The sequence below is a fragment of the Spirosoma arboris genome (assembly GCF_009754945.1).
GTDB classification, from domain to species: Bacteria; Bacteroidota; Bacteroidia; order Cytophagales; family Spirosomataceae; genus Spirosoma; species Spirosoma arboris.
Map to the genome: position 1 here is coordinate 642288 of NZ_WPIN01000004.1, position 22729 is coordinate 665016.

Annotated in this window: 11 protein-coding genes; 4 read left to right on the forward strand and 7 right to left on the reverse strand. The window is 47.2% G+C overall.

Annotated elements, in window-relative coordinates; all coding sequences use genetic code 11:
• Positions 1-165: 165 nt before the first annotated feature.
• The 4 genes from GO755_RS13755 to GO755_RS13770 form a co-directional block, all read right to left on the reverse strand.
• Positions 166-6387 carry an SdrD B-like domain-containing protein gene (locus GO755_RS13755; protein ID WP_157585641.1) on the reverse strand — a complete coding sequence of 2074 codons (6222 nt, stop codon included), beginning with the start codon at positions 6385-6387 and terminating at the stop codon, positions 166-168.
• Positions 6388-7078: 691 nt separating this feature from the next.
• Complete coding sequence (locus tag GO755_RS13760) at positions 7079-9277, reverse strand: CocE/NonD family hydrolase (RefSeq protein ID WP_227686949.1); 2199 nt, start codon at positions 9275-9277, stop codon at positions 7079-7081.
• Between the two features lie 97 nt (positions 9278-9374).
• On the reverse strand, positions 9375-10073 hold the full coding sequence (locus GO755_RS13765) for a LytR/AlgR family response regulator transcription factor (RefSeq protein ID WP_157585643.1): 699 nt from the start codon (positions 10071-10073) through the stop codon (positions 9375-9377).
• Complete coding sequence (locus GO755_RS13770) at positions 10070-11125, reverse strand: sensor histidine kinase (RefSeq protein WP_157585645.1); 1056 nt, start codon at positions 11123-11125, stop codon at positions 10070-10072. Before GO755_RS13770 ends, GO755_RS13765 begins: the two co-directional genes overlap by 4 nt.
• 511 nt (positions 11126-11636) lie before the next feature.
• On the opposite strand from GO755_RS13770, the gene GO755_RS13775 reads away from it, so the two are divergent.
• Both GO755_RS13775 and GO755_RS13780 read left to right on the forward strand, forming a co-directional pair.
• Positions 11637-11870, forward strand: coding sequence for a DUF6965 family protein (locus tag GO755_RS13775; protein ID WP_157585647.1), 234 nt, complete (start codon positions 11637-11639; stop codon positions 11868-11870).
• A 162-nt stretch (positions 11871-12032) separates the two neighbouring features.
• Positions 12033-13343 carry a hypothetical protein gene (locus GO755_RS13780; RefSeq protein ID WP_157585649.1) on the forward strand — a complete coding sequence of 437 codons (1311 nt, stop codon included), beginning with the start codon at positions 12033-12035 and terminating at the stop codon, positions 13341-13343.
• A 52-nt stretch (positions 13344-13395) separates the two neighbouring features.
• Here GO755_RS13780 and GO755_RS13785 read toward each other — a convergent pair whose 3' ends face one another.
• Together GO755_RS13785 and GO755_RS13790 are read right to left on the reverse strand one after the other, a co-directional pair.
• The gene (locus tag GO755_RS13785; RefSeq protein ID WP_157585651.1) at positions 13396-15780 is read right to left on the reverse strand and encodes a sialate O-acetylesterase; all 2385 of its coding nucleotides are present in this window, start codon (positions 15778-15780) and stop codon (positions 13396-13398) included.
• A gap of 541 nt (positions 15781-16321) precedes the next feature.
• The gene (locus GO755_RS13790; protein ID WP_157585653.1) at positions 16322-16576 is read right to left on the reverse strand and encodes a DUF6582 domain-containing protein; all 255 of its coding nucleotides are present in this window, start codon (positions 16574-16576) and stop codon (positions 16322-16324) included.
• Between the two features lie 134 nt (positions 16577-16710).
• Here GO755_RS13790 and namA point away from each other — a divergent pair, with 134 nt between their 5' ends.
• Positions 16711-17781: an NADPH dehydrogenase NamA gene (gene namA / locus GO755_RS13795; protein ID WP_157585655.1), complete on the forward strand. Its 1071-nt coding sequence runs from the start codon at positions 16711-16713 to the stop codon at positions 17779-17781.
• A gap of 170 nt (positions 17782-17951) precedes the next feature.
• Entirely contained in the window at positions 17952-18806 is an 855-nt protein-coding gene (gene ypfJ / locus GO755_RS13800; protein ID WP_157585657.1) for a KPN_02809 family neutral zinc metallopeptidase, read from the forward strand.
• 95 nt (positions 18807-18901) lie between these two features.
• On the opposite strand, the gene GO755_RS13805 is transcribed toward ypfJ, so the two are convergent.
• Complete coding sequence (locus GO755_RS13805; RefSeq protein ID WP_157585659.1) at positions 18902-22597, reverse strand: PAS domain S-box protein; 3696 nt, start codon at positions 22595-22597, stop codon at positions 18902-18904.
• Between the last annotated feature and the right edge of the window lie 132 nt (positions 22598-22729).

Here is a 22729-nt window from a genome sequence, read left to right on the forward strand (position 1 = left end):
GATAAATTGCTGATTAGTAAATAATTAATGTTAAACTCAGTTATTCACGAAAGTTCTATTCAATAAGGATAAGTAGTAAGTACAATAGATAAAAGCCCCAAAGACGCCAGTAGTATAACCAGCGTCTTTGGGGTAACTTGTTTTTGTTTGGAAGTGGACCAACCTTTAGTTAATCGGATCTCCAATGCGCCGTGGACGCTTGGTTTGCTGAATCACATACGGTACACATACCTCCACTGGACAATCGCAGATTGTAGGAATCAAGGTCACTGTCTGATCAATGTAACAACCCGATTGATTATAAACCCGGACCGTATAAGACTGAGCGTTGACTGGGTTAGCCAAATTACTGGCTAGTATACCAGTTACAGGAATCGCCTTAGCCGACCCCGACAGTGAGGCTGTTGGGTTGAAGCTAGCCCCTGCCGAGTACTGGTAAGTATGAGTCGATTTGAAACCACTAATTACCAACTTAGCATTACTTTGAGCTGAACTTCCTAGGCAGGTAGCTGGATTCGCCACCGCCTGAAAGCTTGGAAGTGAGTCGACTTCGATAATCAATGGGCAACATGAGAAATCAGGACAGTTGGCGATATTGTCAATATCCAGACTGTAGCTTCCACCTGCTGTCACACTAAGTACATTGGTGGTCGCACCGGCTATGAGTTGACCATCCCGATACCAGCGATAAGCGGCTCGCCCGGCAGGTGCTGTCAGAGCATACTCATCACCTGGGCAGAGTTTGATGGGTATTGAGGTACAAACTCGGCTGGTATCGCCTGGAATACTGGCTGTGTTGTAGAGAATCCCCGTACTATCAACCTGAACCTGAAAAGTTAGCGTTAGACTCTGGCCTGCACTGATACTGGGCACAATCCATAAACTAACAGGTAAACCAGCGGTGAAGGTCGTACCTGCAGGTGCACTAAATGATCCAGGTAGATAAGTTGCCCCTGTGCTGAGCGAGTCTCGAACCGTTGTCGTTGCGGATATTGATCCTGTATTTGTCAGAATCACCGTGTATGTAAGCACACTACCTACAGTTGCTACAGATTGACTTACTCGCTTAGTCAACGTCAGTTGCGTAATACAGGTTTCAGGAGCAGAATAAGTCACAGTGGCGGTTTTGCCCACATAGCTCACCGTGACCGTATGCGAACCTGTTCCTGAGTTCAGTCCGTTCAAGAGATAAGACACCGAAGTGGCTCCTGCACTGACCGATACAGTGCTAGTAGCTGTTCCATCGGTAATGGTAGCGGTTCCGGCGATAGCATTGGTCAGTGAGAGTGTACCGGAGATACTGTACTGATTAGTCGCTGATTGACAGACTCCCGTATTGACACTCAGCGCTACGGCGACGGTACAAGAAGATGGTGCCGAGTAGGTCTGAGTCTGGGTCTGTCCATTAAACAGCGCTGTCAGAGTGTGACTGGCTGTACCAGATATTAAACCTGTCAGACTGAAGGGTACCGAACTTTGTCCAGCGGTCACCGCGACCGTGGTAGATGCTGCTCCATCAGTGAAGGTTGCAATACCTGCCTGTGCATTGGTCAGCGAGAGGGTACCTGTCAGGGTATACTGGTTAGTGGCTGATTGACAGGAGCCAGGTGTAGTAACCAAGGCTGATCCCAGGGTACAGGAAATAGGGGCAGTATAAGTTAAGCTAACGGTTTTGCCCACATAACTCACCGTGATCGTGTGCGAACCTGTACCTGAATTCAGTCCGCTCAACAGATAAGGCACCGAAGTGGCCCCTGCACTGACTGACACGGTGGTAGTAGCGATTCCATCTGTAATGGTGGCCATACCAGCGATAGCATTGGTCAGTGAGAGCGTACCAGATATGCTGTACTGGTTGGTAGCTGGTTGACAGACTCCAGGTGTAACACTTAGCGCTATAGCTATGGTGCAGGAAGCGGGAGCTGTGTAAGTCAAGCTAGCGGTTTTGCCCACATAACTGACAGTTACCGTATGCAATCCCGTTCCTGAGTTCAGCCCTGTCAAACTATACGGTAGGGAGGTAGCTCCTGCACTGACCGAGACGGTCGTAGTTATAGCCCCATCAGTGATGGTAGCGGTCCCAGCTACGGCATTGGTCAACGAGAGTGTACCGGAGATACTGTATTGATTAGTCGCTGATTGACAGATGCCTGGTGTAACACTCAGCGCTACGGCGACGGTACAAGAAGATGGTGCCGAGTAGGTCTGAGTCTGGGTCTGTCCATTGAACAGCGCTGTCAGAGTGTGACTGGCTGTACCAGATATTAAACCTGTCAGACTGAAGGGGACCGAACTTTGCCCAGCACCCACCGCTACAGTGGTGGACACCGCTCCATCGGTGAAGGTAGCGACACCCGCCTGTGCATTGGTCAACGAGAGCGTACCCGTTAAAGTATACTGATTGGTGGCTGATTGACAGGAGCCAGGTGTAATAACCAAGGCCGACCCTAGGGTACAGGAAACAGGGGCAGTATAAGTTAAGCTGGCAGTTTTGCCCACATAACTGACGCTTACAGTATGTAAGCCCGTTCCTGAGTTCAACCCCGTCAAACTATACGGTAGGGAGGTGGCTCCTGCACTGACCGAGACGGTCGTGGTCATAGCACCATCAGTGATAGTCGCGGTCCCGGCTATAGCATTGGTCAATGAAAGCGCGCCGGAGATACTATACTGATTAGTCGCTGGCTGACAGATGCCGGGTGAAACACTTAGAGCCACGGCTATGGTACAAGAGGCTGGTGCGGAGTAAGTTACACTAGCGGTTTTACCCACATAACTGACAGTTACTATATGCAAATTCGTTCCTGACGCCAAGCCAGTCAGCGTATAAGGCACAGAAGTGGCCCCTGCATTGACTGCGACAGTGGTCGATACAGTTCCATCGGTGATGGTAGCGGTGCTCGAAACGGCGTTGGTTAACGTAATCGTTCCAGTCACAGAATACCCGTTCGTAGCTGTCTGACATAGGCCCGGCGAAACGGTTATAGTCAAACCAATTGAGCAGGAGGCCGGTGCAGTGTAGGTTGCGCTAACACTATTACCACAACTAGTTGTGGCCGACGAAGCGACTGTAACGATATGGCTGCCTGTTCCACTGGTTAGCCCTGTTAGGCTATAGCTTACCGACGATTGTCCGGCTGATACGTCCACTAGTTGAATAGCCGTGCCACTGCTGATAGTTAGGCTTTGAGCTGGACTATTTGTTAGACTTACCGTGCCCGATACACTGTACAGATTTGTGGCTGGCGTACAGACAGATGGAACCGCAGTTACACCTTGCAAAATGCAGCAACTAGCCTGGGCTAACGTCGTACTGATCACTGTATAGCAGTAAGGACCATTATAAAGTACTACGTTATAAGTAGTGCCGGTGGTACTGGTCGGATTGCTCAAGCCGGTAAAGGATACGGCTGATGCTGATATAGGCTGGCTACTTGTGGCAGTATAGGATGGTATAGTACTGGTCGTGACTAGAAATGCCCGGTTAGCATTTTGGATATTCGTTACCGTGATTCGGCCATTACTTTGGGCCGTACCAATCCCAATATTGCAGGTAGCTAGTGTAGTACTAATACTCCCGGCAGTGGTAGGTAGACATACAAAACCAACATCAAGTGTATGGTTGATTACACCGTAAGCTCCTGTGGTTAAACTAACAACAGGAGCAGTAAGGCCGGCTACCGTAGCTATTTGTGCATCCGAATCATTGAGATCGCTGGCTGTTGAGGCAACACTGTTTGCCGTTGTTAAGGCATAGTTGCCATTATTAATTGTCAATATATTACTGGCAAACTGGCCATTCCCAAAGAGAAGTTGATAGGCTGTAGTAGGCCGTAGTGTCGTATCGGCCCCTGTTGCACTCCAGGTGCCAGTCGTTAGTTTGCTTTTGCTAGAGAAGTAATATTCCCCATTGGCATTTGTAATTGTTGTCGCAATGAGCGTTCCACTTTTATAAAGAGAAACAGTAACGCCAGCCAGAATAGGTTCACAAGCATCCTGAATACCGTCTTTATCATCGTCGAGCCACACCCTATTGCCAATTTCAATTAGTTGTTGTTCACTGCAAAGCAGTTCTAAATCACCAATCCCGGTTGCTTTACCGAATGTACCATCTCGGGTATTCGTAGTTGGTGATGAATACAGGGCAAAGGCATCGTTGACTAACCCGGTTGTATTGTCCATATGTCTAACACCGCCAGAAAAGGCCGTAAATGGATAGTCTGTATTCAAGCCGGTTGGGTCCATCACACCCGCGACCACTTCACCTGAACCAGGGCGGAGTGCTAAGGCACCCAGACCAATTTCTGTATGATAAAGATTAGAACCTGTATCGCCAGCGCCCGAGTCATCAACATAAAATTCGCCAAAGCCAGGTCCCTGATTGTTTTTAGGCCTACTACCAACAAACGGTCCGGCTTTAGCCGCATTTTCCAGTACGAAGGTACCTTGTCGGGAAAATGCTCTTAACAGATCGCCCCCAACCCGGCCACTGTAGTCTCCCGAACCAGTCAAATTGTAGTTACGGAAACCCGTCTGTAACCCCGCCCGGTCACTTAAGGCAAGGATCATAGAACCATCGATATCAAATTCAATATCACTTAGGATAGGCTGCGGACGAATCACATTGGTCGATAAGCTCGAACCACTACCGAATGTTCCTGTCGTAACAAAGTCACTGAATGTATTACTCCAGGGAAACCAACCTGTTATGCTAGGTGTCTGTATTTCCGGATATCCTTTTGGGTACGTTAACGGAAAATCAAAAATAGGTTGGTTATTAAACGCATTCGTGCTGGGATCGAACGCAAATATCCCTGCCCGCAAATCGGACTTAGTGCCTGACAGAGCGTTGCAGACGGTACCCACATATACCTTGCCTTTCGAAAACTTTACCGCCCACGAACGTTGCACGCCATTGGTACAACCAAGACTAGGTACTGCATACGGGCCACCTTTTAGTGTAATATCGGCCTGGTTCAATGTCGTATTATACGTACTCAAATCCAATGCATACAGAGAGCTATTGCTTATGTTCATCAGATAGAGCGTCTGCCCATCAGAAGAAAGACTCATTCCGCCAATGCCAACCGTACCAATCAGACTGAATGCCTGAGGGTCAGATGACTGTAGGGTTTTGTCGCCTACCAGACCACGGGTACTATTGGTTGGCACGGTGCCAACATTAATGCCCAGCGTACTAAGTTTAAAGTAGGTTGGCGTTGGTGGACTGGCCTGATTCGTTAGATTGGTAATGTAGATAGCATCTATACCACCCGGTCCGAGACCCGCATGCCGCTTAAGTGTAGCAGCACTAAACAATCGCTTTGTGATTTTGCTGTAAGCTTGCGCCCAGAGCGTGCCCACTGCTGACGCTGGAATGGTAAACGTCATCGGAAAACTTAGATTTGTTCCCCCCGTGTTATAAGGGAAGCCGATGAGGCCTCTATAAGACCCTGCCGCTCCTGATACTAAGGGGTCACCGCTACTATAGGTTGGCAAAACAAGGAGCGGATTATCCTGACAGTAATCAATTGGGTCGTTAACACCGAGGTTGACATTACACTGACTGGCTGCCACAAATTGAACCGTAGTACGACTACCACTACCCTGTAAAGTCGAACTACCTAAGTAAGCCGCTGGCAGATTTGTGAATTCCACCCGAACTGGGTAGGCCAGTGATGCACTGGTACTCCAGTTACCATAGGCGTCCGTTGTTGTAGAAACGGGCGAACCGATACAGGGAAAAACCGTGACCGTAATACCTCCGACTCCATTGGTTTCGGCGGCCTCCTTTACGCCGTTGGCATTGTAGTCATTAAAAACCTGACCACCTAACCCTCCTGACTGACATAGAATTGGCTGACAGGGGGCAGGAGCCGTGTAGGAAGCTGTAGCCGAACAGGAAGTACTGTTCGAAAAATGAGCATTTATTGCTCCTGACGCGCTGTTGGCATCCACTTCGAAGGCTACAACTTGGGGAGAAACAATAGTTTGCGACCCACTGGGAGTAGTCGTACCACCACCGCCATACGACACCGTAATGACACCGGGAGTGATTGTCCGGCTTAGTGCTCCTGTAGTAACAACGATGTAACCATTCGCAGGTGGATTCTGCCAGGCTACTTCGACGCTAACGGTGGCTTTGCTGGTTCCACTAACAGAATAGCAACCGGAAGTTGTGACATGAGGTATTGTAAGGGAGCACTGAGCTTTCGCAAATCCAACCGAAAGCGTAAAAATGACTGACAGAACAAGTAGTTTGGGAGTAGCTGAACGCCAATTAATACTCCCAAAGAACGTACCTGTCTTTCCTGAACTCGGCGACGAACGCGCACCAATACTTATAACGGGCTGTTTCAGCCCGTTAATCTTTTTTGTAAAGGACATATGCTTGGTCTGTAGACGTATTGTATTTATACGTCTACAGGCTTTTCAAAGAATATGCCGTTTGTATAATTATGCTTTATAATAGATTGTATATATAAAATTCAGTAACTAAATAGGCTTATATATTTACGTTTATTGTAAATAGTAAACTTAATTAAGCTTCTTTCAAAATATATGCCAATCCGTATTTAATATACAAAAATAACGAACAGTAGCTTTTATATATTAAATACGGATTTTAATGAAATTAATAATGAATTTATAGTAAAGAAAAGGATAGATTTACTAATACACATCTCGGGAATTCATCACCTGTAATCATCTTATGTATACTTTACCTTCATCAACTGATGGTAGTTACTAAACGTTGAGGGCACAATAACCGTCGTTTTTGCCTGTATTCGTTATTGATTCGTAAGTGCCTGTTTTATGCAATTACCTTCTATTGTGTTGATAATTGTAGTTTAATAGATGAATTGGTTGACTAAAACAAGAAGATTTAACTGACTGATTTCGTTGATGTTAGCATTTTTTATTGTTACTATTTTGGCACGATAGTTGGCTATGTATTTACGATCTGCTATCTGTGAAGAATGGATGCGGGGCCTGTAGACGTATTAGAAAAACGCTGACTCTAATAGGGTTGGCGTTTTTGTTGGTTGACTCAAAACAACTAAGCAACTCCGGTCCATTAAAAGCGAACGAAATTTTGTTGACAGGGGAGTTGGATAAAGCTATCAGTAGACCACTTAATTTTTAACGGCTCACCAGCATCCCTAATCGTCTCATGGCTTACCTCCTTACCGGTACCATAGTTGATTTGCGCGAAAGGATTTTTATCAATATTCAGTACTACCAGCAGACGGCTGCCCTTGCTTACCTGACGGCTGAACAATCTGGTCTTCGAAAAAGGTATGGTTTCCATAACACCAGGCTTTAACAGATGCCGAAGGCTTGCATCCTTGGCATAACTTGCTCTACCTAAAAAATAAGACAACTCAAAATAGTCACCCGCTGGTGTCACCTCGTAGAGGACAATACCAATGTCCATATCTTTTTTATTGGTGACCGCTTTCAGCTCTCCAGAAAACATCCCACTGAGAGAAACAGCATGCGCAAAGGGTTCGCTAATAAAAAATAAACCATTACTTCGATTTAATTCCTTTCTGATAATTGGGTCCGGGTAATAATCATTGTTGGCGGTACTTCGGTCGGCCAGATCCACTTCCTGCTTAAGTGTTCCGGGGATTTTAGGCTTTTGCACGCTCAACCGATAATTGTTTCCTTCTTTTTGGTCTGTCAGATAAAGCTTTACGCTCGTAGCACTCATCTTCTCGATGGAGGGGACATGTTGCCAGCTATTGGCACCCATTACTTCGTAATTAATTTTATCTTTTAGTAAGTCCGGTTTTTTGCCTCCCTTCAGCACATAATCCAGCCAGTCAAATGTAATTTCCTTCGTATTGATTAAGGCAATGGGGTCCACTTTGTAATCCCGCAAAACAGGTATGCCTCCCTGCTGCGCGCCAAAGTGATCATAAGGGCCAATGATCAGGTAATGTTCTGCATTGGGTTTGTATTTATAGTGCTCAGTAACATACTGCATGGCCGAAATCTGGCCGTCATCATAATACCCTGTAATGCTCAGCACCGGAATCGTGATGTTCGCAAAGTCAGCTCCATAAGGCACCATGCTTTGCCAGTAGGCGTCATAGGCAGGATGTTGTAACCACCGTTGCAGCCAGGGATTAGGCGTCCCATCAATGCTGTCGATTTTCGCATAGGCTGCCCCCGATTCATACCACCGGTTACGCATGCTACGCCAGCGCTGATTGTCATTATTTACCTCATTATCTACATACTTGTTGTTGGTTACGTAAAACGCCCACTGATAATTGGCGTTCAGGAACACGTTGTTTTCCATCGGCAAACCCTGGCCGGGAATCGCTGCAACATAAGGGACAATTGTCTTCAAGGCCGGGTGCGGGTACTTCATAGCCGCCCACTGGGCAAAGCCAGAATAACTTCCCCCATACATACCCACTTTCCCATTACTCCAGGATTGTTTAACGATCCAGTCGATGACCGAGTTAACATCTTTGGCTTCATGTTCATAGGGTTCCACAGGATCAGGACTCAGCCGTTTTCCTCTCGTATCGGCTACAATACCCACATAGCCTCGTGCGGCCGCGTATTTTGCCTCGGCCAGGCTCCTATCTGTATTGGAGTAAATAAAATAGAGCAACGCTGTGGGTTGAGGAATCGTAATCCCTCGTTTACGAACGACTACGGCTGAAAGTGTTGCGCCTTCTTTCGTTTTAATCAGAACACTATCGGCAATGATAAACCGACGTTCATCATCGGCTTTTAATACGATTCTGGCAATGGGTTCAACATGCTGATAGACCAGATAGGTAGTATACCGACTACAAAGCGCTATGGCCTCAGACAAATTCAGACTATCCTTTTTCGTTCCAGATAGCAGTTTATCCAGGTCATTTCGCAGCGATAGTAACCCGTTCCGACTGGCAAAAGCCGTTGAGAGAATCAACGCACGTCGATCATCCAACGTTGTAAAAAGAGTAGTCAGTATTGGGGTAAAGTGCACCCCGAAACTACCTCCGCTCTGTCTTTGTCGTAGACGGGCTTCGGCGAACAACTCATACTGTTTGTATAATAAACTTGCTGTGGAATCTTTGGACAACGACCGCACCAGGGCGATGCTCTTTTTCGCTTCTGTATACTGACCAGTCACCAGCTGTAGGCGGAAAATAGTATCGAAAGAGTCCTTTTGACCTGTTTGGGGCCGATAGACAGCTAAAACGCTCGTAGCCAGTTCCTGCATCGCCTGCGCAAAGCCGAGGCTATCAGCAGTATTTTTGGTTGCCAATCTAAATGGTTGTGCCGGGCATGCAGTGGCCATGAAAAGGCATACTAATCCTATCATGAGTTTTTTCTTCATGTCATTTTTCAGTTTATCGATTGAATTAGATTTTGCCTGTGTTTTTGAGTTTGACCGATTGTCTATCTGAAACCTTCAGGGTTTGCCCTGTGGTCAGCGTAACTGTTAATCGACTATTTTCAGCAGTATGAATCGATTGGATAAAATTCATGTTGATCACCTGTGCCCGGTTGATGCGGAAGAACATCGCTTCGTCCAGTGTTTTTACCAGCTGGTTCAACGAGCGCTTCAGCCAGACATTTTTCCTGTCAAAGAATAACCGGGCGTAATTGTCCATGGATTCGATCAGATAAACCTCCTCCCAGCGGACAAAATGATATTGATCCCGATCCTTTACAAAAATCTGTTTGCTCTGGCCGGAAAAAGCCGATTTCATGGTCAATTTGGCGATCGCCTGCGCAAACCGTTCTGCCCGGATTGGTTTCAACAGATAATCCAATGCATTTACCTCAAATGCTTTTACGGCATACTGGTCAAAGGCCGTAGTGAAAATGACTTCTGGTACATTCGCTAAAGCTTCCAGTAAATCAAATCCAGTACGTTCTGGCATCTGGATATCTAAAAACAACAAATCAGGCTGTTTATCCTCGATAAGTTGTTGTGCTTCATCAGCGTTCCTTGCTTCACCGATATAATTCAGTTCAGGAAAACCGGCAATTAGCCGCTTAAGCTCCGATCGGGCATGACGCTCATCATCGATGACCAGTATGTTTATCTTTCTCATGAGATAGGTATCTGTACGATAGCGGAGACAACAGCCTCTGGTTCATTCACTAGGCGTAAACTGGCTTTACCATTAAATTTCAGCTGTAGCCGTTCCGCTAAATTCGCCAACCCCACACCGGTCACGGGTATACGCGAGTCAAGACAACCGGGATTTTGAACCATGATCCTGATAAATTCGCCCTCTTTCGAGATCTTGATACGAACCAGGCCACCAGCCTTCCGGGTGCTTATTCCATGTTTGAGGGCGTTTTCCACTAATGTTTGGATGGATAAACGTAGCACCTGAACCGATGCCAACGAATCGTCCAAGTCCAGCTGATAGGTCAATCGTTCTTCAAAACGAAGTTTTTCCAGGTCCAGGTAATATATAACCAGCTCCAGTTCGTCCTTGACCGAAATAAGTACATCATCTCCCGTATACAAACCTGTTCTTAGCAGATCAGATAATAAATCTATTGCATGTCTGGCCGTCTCCGGCTCATCAAGCACTAATGCCTTGATCGTATTTAAGGAATTGAACAGCAAATGCGGGTTAAGTTGGGCGGAGAGATTACTCAAACGGGCGTCTCGGGTGATGATTTCCTGCCGGGCCTTCTCCTTAGTAGACTTAACTTCCCGTTGTGCATAATGGTATAGATGATAAGCAAGCAGCCATATTGACATCAGCCTGACCCCAGCAATAAAAATCGTTACACCATTAAGCCGGATAAATGGGAAAAAATCTTGTTGTGGTCCAACGGTGAACCACAGCCGGAATAAAAAGATTTTGGCTAAAGTAACCACCACGTAAACAAGCCCTAAAACAAAAACTGCTGGAATAAGTCGCTTTAGTAACGGATTGATTTCCAGATCTGTCCAGTGGTGTCGTAACGCAAAATTTCGGTACAGGTGCGTGATCAGGCTATACACCGCAACATCTGTAACAAACTGAAAAATGCCTAAGGCTATATTAAACCTCCCGCCTGTGATACCGATGTATCCCCAATAAAGAGCGGCCAGTGACCAACCCGTCAACTGGCATTTCCAATAAAGGGATAATTGATTTTTCAAGGGTGTATCAGCTATGTTGACTCAAAGCAACAAAATCTGTTAGCAACTAGAAAAAAAAGTACAGGAACGTGGAATTTTGGGGATAAACGCCACTACATAATGGGTAGGCTACTCTAAACAAATTGGCACAGTTTGTTCAGCAGCCAACCGTCTACTCAACAACGCTCCCGTCTAGTCAATAAGTTATCGAATGTATACTAAGTTATTTATTTTGCGGCCGATTGCTTCTTATTAACAGGTAGCAGGCTCTTATGGGTTAGTTAGGAAGCGTTGGCACTCTTAGAGTCAGCGCTTTTTTGTGACCCAATGACAGAATTACATTCTAAATGATTGCTGTTCAACAATAACCCATAAGAGCAGTTCATATACCCATAAATAGTAAAAGCCCCTTCCTTGCAGTTGGGGTTTTTTTTATGCCCTAGTTGGTACGGATAAGCCAGATAGCTACCGTTAAAAAAATAACGCTCGTTTTTGCAAACCAACAGATGTTCCTATTGGTATACTCCTGCATATGAACGAGCTTGACGACCTCCTTGATTATTACCAGGGCCGCTGTTTGCCCGACACTCCGTTTACCATCTCCCGGTATGCCAGTACGAATAACCTCCGCCACTGTGTAAAACTGGCCATTGCGACTGCCAAGGTGGGTAATAAAGCCAGCATCAAAACGCTTCGCCAGATTAGAGAACGGCTACTCAACCCAGAGAATTCACAAATTCAGAAGGCAAATCATGTTATTTCGTAGCTGTCAGAATGAGAAATTGATGGCTTGAACTAGGAGTTCGCTAGTGCTAAATGGCATTTACCGGTTGCTCAAAAGGTGAATTAAAATTTAATTAAACCATTGATTTCCTCTCTGATATTGAGTCAATTGGGATAAGTCCTACTCACTTTGATCAATTGGTTTATGAAAACAAGTTTACTTTTCTGTATCGTTTTGAGCAGTCTCCCAGGCTGGCTCAGTGCCCAGGGGAATTACGTAGTCGTTACCAGCAATAATTCTGCTACAGCTACCTATGGCACCTTTAACACGCTGTTAGGTCCAGGGGCGGGTAGCAGTGGTAGTCTGACAGGCAACCGAAACACGGTGGTGGGCTACAGTGCAGGCCGCTCAATGACCATGAGTTATAATAACTGTTTTTACGGGGTAGATGCGGGTCAGCAGACGACCTTGGGCTCCCAAAATGTGTTCATGGGTTATGAAGCGGGTCGGCAGAACACTACGGGTGATTTCAATACGTTCGTGGGCCGAGCCGCCGGTTTACTCAATGACACGGGTAGTTTTAATGTGTTTAGTGGTGGTCAGGCAGGATATTCCAACACCAGCGGAACGAGTAATGTATTTACCGGTAACAATTCGGGGTATCACAATACCATGGGTCATGATAATGTATTTAATGGTAATAATGCGGGCTACCTCAGCAACCTGGGTAATTTTAATGTGTTTATAGGTAGTTCTGCGGGACAGAACAATACCACAGGTAATTATAATATATTTAGCGGCTACCGGGCAGGCTTCAATAGCTCTACGGGTTCTAATAATATTATCATTGGCCCCAACTCGGGCACTGCCATCACAACCGGCGACGACAACATATTGCTGGGTTATAACAGCCAGGCCGAAGATGGTTTGTATAATGCCACTGCAATCGGGTCTAACAGTCAAGTCGCTATCAGTAATGCCGTTATTCTGGGTCATCAAGCCAACGTGGGTATCGGTACCTCAGCCCCGGCTACCCGGTTAGAAGTCGTCAGCGAATCTTCCGATGCCAGTGGGCTACGGCTAACTCACCTTACCAGTCGGAGTGTGCCAGCCTATACTACGGATCAATTTCTAACGGTCAACGAAAAAGGTGATGTAGTGAAAGCTCGCTATCAACTGCGAATTAGTAGTGCCAGCGAGTGGAGCGATAAAGTTTTTACCCCTGCTTATCAACTGCGTTCGCTGGCCTCTGTAGAAGCCTATATTGGTCAGCATGGGCATTTGCCCGGCATTCCATCTGCCGGGCAGGTGGCAAAGGAAGGCATTGATTTGGTTAAGATGAATACCTCCCTACTTGAGAAGGTGGAGGAGTTGACCTTATATAGTATTCAACTAGAAAAAGCTAACCAACTGCAACAGCAGCAACGTCAGCAGGATCAGCGAAAGCTACAGACATTGGAGCAAAAGCAGGCAGAGTTAGAAGGCTTGCTAAAGCAGCTTTTAAACCGGAAGTAGCTTGTTGAATCTAGTCATTTCGTGCAGTGATCGCTCTACGGTTCACCTAAGCTCATGGCACTCGCACATCAGCGGTGGCTTCATCATCTTCGCCACGATTGTAGCCGTTGCCTGGCGTGGAGTCAGGGTCGGGTTGGTCGACGTGGGAGATTTGGCCGGTCAGCTGGGCGAGATTGGTAGTAGAACCTGCGCGCACAACCAACATAAGCCGCGAAGTATTACCGGCTGGAACCTGAGCAAGTGTACCTGTGACGGTTTGTCCACTGATGGTGAAACTATTTGTATTAAGTAATTGCCAGCCAGTAGGTAGGACCACTTGTATCGCGACATTAGTTGCGGCTAGCCCTTGCCCATTACTTACGGCACAAACGATGGTGAGCGATGCGCCCGGTTCTACGGTACTGCTGGTTTGTATGGCTAAACTTAGGTCGGCTTTGGTAGGGTCAGGAATAGGCTGATCTACTGGACTAGAAGCAGCTGTTCGTCCACCGGGATTAGGGGAGTCATAGCGGATAATGCCATTGGTTCTAAAATCAATTGTTGCCATATCGTCCTCTCCATCTGTTGTACCACTGTTTGGAGTAGAGTCTGGGTCAAATTGGTCTGCAGCCGTAATCTGAGCGGCCACAACATAGTGTCCTGGCGCTGTTACGTCCGTTCGGATAGTGACCATCCTGGTTGTGTTGGCGGGCAGGGTATCGAATGCTGCTGTAACAAGACCATTCAGTGCCGTAACAGATGCTTGTGGGCTATCAATAAACGAGAGCCCGGCAGGTAACTGACTCTGTAGGCGCACGCCAGTGGCAGCCTGGGGCCCGTTGTTCATCACAAATAGCTGATGGGTAATCGGCTGGCCTACTGTTACAATGCGTCGGTCGGTTTGCATGGCCATACTCAAATCGGCCTGCTGAATAACGAGCGGGGGCGGTGTAGGCTCATTGCCAATGAAGAGCGTGTTGCGGAAATCGTGTAAGACCGTTTCGAGTTGATAACCTGGACCACTGTCACCAACCGGGCGCACAGATAACCGATAACTTCCTGGTGATATACCCCCCACGCCAGGCGATTGGGGAGCATAAAAACGTAACGACCCATAATCACTGAAGCCAGGATTGGCATAGCCTGAAGTATCTATGCGGGTAAGAGTAGTCCAGGAAGTATCTGTGAAATCACCACTATCCAGCCGCTCCAACCGCCCTTCGACGGGCGAACTTGATCCAACTAACAGGAAAAAATTGTGCGACGACGATTCATACCGATACCCGACCCGCTGTAGACTGCTAAACACGGTGCCACTTGTAACAGCTTGCCAGCCTGCATCGGTCCGAATCGTGTCAGCTGAGGGAGAGAACGGAATCGACTGACTGAAAAACAGGTTGGTCAGACTCTGATTCCATAAATTAGCCACACGCACCAGACCCTGACCGCCAAAATGGATGTCATCCACACGGTTGTCGGGGCCAGTCAACCCATCGGTTGCCGGACCCGCATACACATCGGCGACCTCGTGACTTAACCGGTTCTGAGCCGAAATCACCTGGCTATTGGTTGTCCCTGAGATATAACTGGCCCGCGAGACCAGCCAGGCCAGACGGCTATGGCTCAGTTGCTGACGACTTTTTGTGATGAGCGAGCTGACATTGTTAAAGTACGTCTGTTCAGTTATACCGCTGTCGCTTTCGCCCTGATGCCATAAGATGGCTCGCATACCCAGCCGACTAATATAGTATAAGAGTGTAGTACTGACTCGCTGATAGGGGAGGGTGATGGGTGCTGCCGCAGCACTTTTGGTCCACTCGGTACTGTTACTGCCTCCCTGGGCGGCCCCCAGAAACAGAATCGGTACATTGAGTCGTTTAGTCAAACTATCACCCAAAATTCCCCAGAGATAGGGCGCATTGGATGGTCCAATGCTGGCTCCTGCACTGACATGACTGAACAGGAAGGGGAATGTCTGGCTGTCAATCTGGTCACGCTGGAAGAAGTCGATGCAGGAGACTCGGTCGTCGATGGCTGGTGGGACATCGGTGGCGATTCCCCCCTGGGCATTGGATTGTCCTGCAATGACGAACACCTCCCCAACGCCGACTCGGCTAACGGCGGTATCGGCGACCACAGTGGTGGCAGATTTGGCTCGTATCTCGAGTCGATACCAGCCGCCGTGGGCCGCTAGATTTCCTCTAAATGTTCGATCATCGTTGACAGTTGCAACAAGTTTCCAGTTACTAGGCGTACCTTGTCCAACCGCCATGGGTATGAGTCGAGCTTCGATCGTTGCGGCTGTTCCTGGTGCTTTACCGGCGATAGTAAGTTGAGCCCGATTGGCGGTATCCCGTTGAATGACCGACCGGGTCATGGGGGAGTTAATAATAAACTGAGCCTGGAGAAGATAGGGTACTATGCACAAAAAAAATGCTTGGTAAATAGCTTTAATCATTCCGTATTAAGTACAAACTGGTTGTACTTTGAGTTTTTGATTGATTTTTTCGTAGAAAAATGATTGAAAATGGGCTAAAATGCAGGCTCATCCGCTCTGGCGTTTAGCGGAAATTCAACCAAAATTGATGGGGCTTTATGGGATGGTTTTTTGGGACTGAGCACCTCACTCTTAAGACTTTAACATAAAATTGGCCTTCAAAATTAATCGAGGAACGGTAGCCGAAAGTTGGGTGCAGCAGGCGAATAGTACAATACTAACGCTCAAGTGCCCCGATTAATATAGTTGAATAAGTCAGCACGAGAGTCAAGGAGGTTCTTATTCCAACCGAGAGGAAGCATTCGTTTAACTGATGGGCAAATTTAATAACACTTCTTGAGTGTTGACCGAATCGGGAAAGAATTTAATAACCTCACCTGTGGCTATAAAAATTATATGCTCATCAAGTCTGGCAATTAGATGTCAGATTTGATGAGCATATTCAGCTCATTGTCAGTGATAATTGATTTCTAATTTACCTGTTCTAGTAGTTTAGTGGCTACTAGTCCTGAATAGCCACATCGTGTTTCTTCGCAGCCTTTTTAATTCGTTCTTTAATGGTGTTCACTTCATCCGAGTCGTATTTGGCTGCGTTATCTTTGTGGTTGATATAACTCCACGCAGCCCGAACGTGCTCAGGCGTATCGATTGGATATTTTTTGTTCGTCCGATCGGCGAATTCAACGTCGCCATATTTGTGCTCACCTTCTGTCGGCTTTACGTCGTCGCGCCGATCAATTTTAGGGTCGTTTGCCATGATCGTTGAGTTGTTTGATTAGATTTAAATGCTATTTGGATTGAATATTGGATGAAGATTAATCCAACCAGCTTCTTCATCAACGATAATCGGGAATCGAATGTTTACAGGCCATTAGGTCTTACTAAAAAGCTATGTCAATTCTTTTTTCTCCGCTATCCATTCGTAGCATTCAGCTTAAAAATCGCATTGTTGTTTCGCCCATGTGCCAGTATTCCAGCGAAGATGGTTTCTCAAATGACTGGCATCTGGTGCATCTGGGAAGCCGGGCTGTAGGGGGAGCCGGCCTGATTTTTACGGAAGCAACAGCCGTTTCTCCTGAAGGCCGAATTTCGCCCGATGACTTGGGAATCTGGAAAGACGACCATATTCCAGGGTTAAAACGAATTACTCAGTTTATCAGACAAAATGGTGTTATAGCTGGTATTCAGTTGGCTCATGCCGGACGAAAAGGCAGTCACCGCCGACCCTGGGAGGGTGGCAACATGATCGCACCAACTGCCGAACGAGGGTGGCAAACCGTAGCGCCCAGTGCTATTCCATTCCAGGAATCAGAACCTGCACCTGTGGCATTGACTACAGAAGGTATCGAAAAGGTACTGACTGATTTTCAGTCGGCTGCTCAGCGTGCACATGCTGCTGGATTTCAGGTGATTGAAATTCATGCCGCTCATGGCTATTTGATACACCAATTCCTGTCGCCGTTGAGCAACCATCGAACGGATGAATACGGCGGCTCCTTCGATAATCGCGTACGGCTGTTACTCGAAGTGCTTGAGCGCGTCCAAACCGTATGGCCAAAAGAGTTACCGCTTTTTGTTCGAATTTCAGCTACCGACTGGACCGAAGGCGGCTGGACTGCCGACGATTCGATTGCATTAGCGAGTATTCTGAAAACAAAAGGAGTTGATGTTGTGGATTGTTCAACAGGAGGTAATGTGGCAAGTGCTAAAATTCCTTTGAAGCCCGGCTATCAGGTTCCTTTTGCAGAGCGTATTAAGCAGGAAGCGGATATCATGACAGCTGCAGTGGGATTAATTACATCGCCCAAACAGGCCGATACGATTCTGGCAACTGGTCAGGCCGATTTGGTGTTGTTGGCCCGCGAGTTTTTACGAGACCCGTATTTTCCACTGCATGCTGCCCATGCTATGGATAATGCCATTAGCTGGCCGGTTCAGTATGAACGAGCACGCCCCCGATGAATAATTGCGCTGGAAATAAACATTTTGCCGCCAGAAACAGTAATCTTGCCAGCAGAGATTAGCTATTCATCATTCAGTAACTGGGTTATTGATAAGCAATGGACTGATAATGACCTTATAACACAATGATTTTTTATTAAGTAATCACCATTTATTAACTGAGAAAATTTATGCGCTGGTTAGGAGGAGACGAGAGTGATAATGTCGAAGACCGCCGGGGAAGCGGTGGAGGAGGCTTACTCGTTGGCGGTGGAATTGGCACCGTCGTGATAGCCATTATTGTCATGTTACTGGGTGGCGATCCGTCAGAAGTGCTCAACCGTAGTTCACCTGATCAGGCAACGTCGGAGGCTCCATCTGGACCACAGGCTGATGATGATGCAGCCCATTTTACAAGAAAAGTACTAGCCAGCACAGAGAAGGTCTGGACGAAACTGTTTGCCGAACAGGGCGCACAGTACCAGAAGCCGGTTTTAGTGATGTTTCGGGGAGTAACCTCGTCTGGTTGTGGTACAGCACAGGAGGCTATGGGTCCTTTCTATTGCCCGGTCGATCAGAAAGTGTACATCGACCTCTCGTTCTATGATGAACTCGCCCAGCGATTTCAGGCCCCCGGCGATTTTGCAATGTCTTACGTCGTGGCACACGAGATAGGACACCATGTGCAGAAGCAACTGGGAATTATGGATAAAACAGATGCCATGCGCCAACATATGAGCGAACGGGAATATAATCGGGTATCAGTTCGTCTGGAGTTACAGGCTGATTTCTTTGCGGGCGTTTGGGCACACCATGCACAGGGTCAGAGTATTGCGATCGATGAGAATGACGTTGAGTCGGCCCTGACAGCGGCCAATGCTATTGGTGACGATAAAATTCAGGAACAAACGCAAGGTCGAGTCGTACCCGATGCGTTCACCCACGGCAGTTCGGCTCAACGGGTGTATTGGTTCAAAAAGGGACTTAAAACGGGCGATATCAACCAGGGCGATACCTTCAACAGCCGCGAAGACGCAAATTTGTAATAGGCTGATTGGCTTATTGATACAAAAAACGGAGCTGTTACGGCTCCGTTTTTTTGTGAATATTGCCTGGATTATGACCAGCCAGGCGGCTATAATTACTTCTTCCACTCTGTCAAAAACTCCTCGAATGCGTGTTCTAGAGCGTGTAAAGCCTCGGCCAAGCCACTGGTATCATTGACTTTCAACTTGCCTTCGGCGGTGCGGGCAATGTCGGCTACGCGGGATATCCCGATGGTTCCGGCACTTCCTTTCAGCGTATGCAAGTGGCTTTTCACGGTTGGAATGTCGCCTAATGAATAGGCTGACAGAGAGCCGTTTACTAAATCGCTTGCTTCTGTCACAAACTCTTCCATAATACTGTCTACCAGATCCTGACCGCCAATATCCCGAAGCTGTCCAACAATCTCGGCGTCGATAATGGGCAGTGCGGGTTCGACTGCTTTTACAGCAGGTTTAGGAGCAGGTAACGAAGGAGATTCAGGCGTATGCTTGGCCCGATTGGCATCTGTGAGTTCTTTAACTTTGGCCACCAGACTCTGGGCACGAATAGGCTTGGCAATGTAATCGTCGAGCCCCTGACTGATGAAGCGTTCCCGATCTTCTTTCATCGAGTAAGCCGTCATAGCGACAATAGTTGGTAGCTTTTTACCGAACTGTTCACGCAACAAGCGAGTGGTTTCAACACCGTCCATGTCGGGCATCTGAATGTCCATAAAAATGACATCGAAGCCTGCGTATCCTTCGGTATTCTCGACGGTTTCTCTTAGTTCTACCTCCCGAATAGCAGCCGGACCACTGTCGGCGGTGGTGACAATACAGCCAGCCTTTCGCAGAATCTCACTCGCTACTTTACGGTTTACGGCGTTATCATCCACTAACAACACATTCGGATGGTAGGTACTGAAGAAATTTGCCAGGGCAATTTCTGCCACTTCCGTTGTTTGCTGCGTTGGGCTAATGGCAGTCTCTTTCAGTTCAATCGTGAACCAGAATGTACTACCCATACCGACTGTCGATTCTACACCGACTTCGCCTTTCATCAGATGGGCTAGTTCTTTCGAGATAGCTAATCCTAAACCCGTGCCGCCAAACGATTTTCGGGAAGATGTATCTACCTGGCTGAACGAGTTAAACAATAGGTTAATGTTTTGAGGAGAAATGCCAATACCCGAGTCAACAACGGCTACACGCATGCGGTTGAATTTGCCCCGTTTACTAATCAGCGATGCTTCGACCCGGATGGCGCCGTGTTCTGTGAATTTAATAGCATTGCTGGTCAGATTCGACAGAATTTGCAAAAGCCGTGTCTGGTCGGCAATAACGAACGTAGGAAGATCTGAGCCGAGGTGATAGGTCAGGGTATTATCTTTAGAGTTGGCCTGTTGCCCAAATAGCGCAATCAATTTCTCGAAAATTTCCTTAAACGCTACCGGTGATTCATGGAGAACCATTTTGCCGGCTTCAATTTTGGAAAGGTCCAGAATGTCGTTCAGAATGTTCAACAGCGTTTCCGACGAACGTTTGACGGTTTTTACATAGCTGCGTTGTTCCTCATCCAATTGGGTATCGTTCAGCAGGTCGATCATACCGATAATTCCGTTCATCGGCGTTCGGATTTCGTGGCTCATATTGGCCAGAAACTGCTCTTTTACTTTCAGCGATCGTTCGGCTTCATCTTTCGCTTTCACTAATTCGGCCGATTGCTTCTTTAATTCCGTGATGTCGCGAGCCAGTACGGCTACGACCGAATTACTGCCTGGATCGTCGTTCAACATCAGCATGTTAAACATGTACTGCCGTTCGCTACCATCTTTTCGACGCATACTGGCTTCGAAATTTCTCAGGCTACGATTACGACCCAGTTTAAACATGGCGTGGCGAATCGCATTTTCGTCGATGAAAAATTTAGTTATCTCCTGGCCCATCACTTCGTCGGGTGTGTACCCCATCCGTTTGAAGATCGACGGGCTGATCATCGTAACGCGCCCTTTCCGATCTACACGGGCGTATATATCCTGTAGATTTTCGAAGATACCCCGGAATTTTTCTTCGCTCTGACGGGTAGCGATTTCAGCCCGTCGGCGGTTGGTGATGTTCCGGGCAATACCCGAAACCTCATCAATAACACCACCCGCCAGTAAAATTGGATTGAGGTGAAACTCAAAATACGTCTCACCGCTGGGTGTCATAAAATGCAGTTCGAAATTCTGTGGATGCCCCCGGAACGCCTGCCGATATCGCTCTTCGAGTCGTTTACGATTTTCATCCCCAACCATGCGCCAGCCAAGTTCGGGCGCATGCGCCTGAATGGAAGGCATTTCGTTGCCCTGGTATTCAATCAGCCGAGCGTAGTTTTTGTTGAACGAGGTCAGTTGAAGCGCTTTATTTACTGACCAGATTAAATACGTACTACTGTCGAAAATAGCATTCAACCGGGCGTTCTGCTTATCCAGACGAGCCTCCGATTGTTTACGCGCAATGGCCAGTGCCACTTGCCCCGAAATAAATTCCAGCAACTCCAGATCACGGGGGCCATACGTCTGGGCATCATCGTACGACTTCACGCCAATGATCCCCGTAATTTCGTCGCCAATGCGGAGCGGTGCTGTTAACATCACCTGCGGTTGGCGCTGGCCATATAGATCAATGTTATGGTGATCTTCTAACTGACGAATGTCTCGTTCGTACAGAAATAAAGGTTTGTTGGCCAGAATTGTGTACTCGATAATGCCATTGCCCAGTTTCCGCTTGGTGAACCGCATATTACTCCCAAAGTATTCATCGACGTAGTACGGGAAGGATAAATACGTTTTGGTGGAGTCATAGAGGGCAATAAAGAAGTTGCGGGCATCAATAATGTTGCCCAGTTCTTCATGAATTTTATGATATAGTTCACCAAGGTTAGGCGTATTGATTGTCCAGTTGGCAATGCTATAGTACAATTTCTGCGATTTTTCGGCCCGAATTTTGCCAGTTGTATCGTGCAGAATGCAACGGAAGGCAGTAGGACGACCATTATCGAACCGGCAGTTGACACTACCGGATAAAAACAGAGTTTTGCCAGCTTTGCTCCGAAAAACAGTTTCGACATAAGGAAGTTTGTCTCCGTCCTGAATACGTTTGAGCAAGCCCAGCGTGCTGGTGGCATAATCGGGATGGAGGACATCACGCAGGTTAAGCGCCGAAATCTCGTCGGAGGTATAGCCGAGGGCTTCACGCCAGGCACGGTTTACGAAGATGAATTTGCCATCGAGCGTGAGCAACTGGATCAGGTCGGAGGTGTTGTCGACCAGGTCTTGCAGTTGCGCATTCGTATTGGACAGAGCTGAGGCAACACGACGTTTATTCGTTACATCTTCGCCAATAACCGTAAAGGAAGAAACGTGACCATCAACACTGTTAATAATGACCGAGTTGAGTTGCACATTTCGAAAGGCCCCAGAGCGGGCAAGAAGCGTAATTTCTTTCTGCTCAGGGAAACCTCCTTTGACCAAAGCCTCTTCGAATTCAATTTCGAGTCGGGCACGATCGGTAGGGGGAATGAAGATTTCGAAAAAGTTTTTACCAATAATGTCACTTGGTTGCCAGGCCGTTACGCGATAGGTGTACGGGTTGGCATAGCTAAGTGTTCCGTCGCGCTCAATAGTAAGGCCAACTAAATTGAGTTGACCAACCGTTTGGCGAACGTCGAATATAGGCTGTGCTTCAGACAGGGAGTGTCCGTCGCGTTCGTGATGTAGTCGTTGAATTTCGGCCACTAATTCATCTTTGGTTTTGGCAGACCAGCGCATAGGGTAAGGCAATGAGTTGTATAAATTTACGAAAATGTTGGGTTCCGCTAACGACTAAATCTATAAATGACAATCGACATAAGAAGCGGATTTCCCCGTTAGACTATACGCAGTTGCAGAAGTATTGCTTAC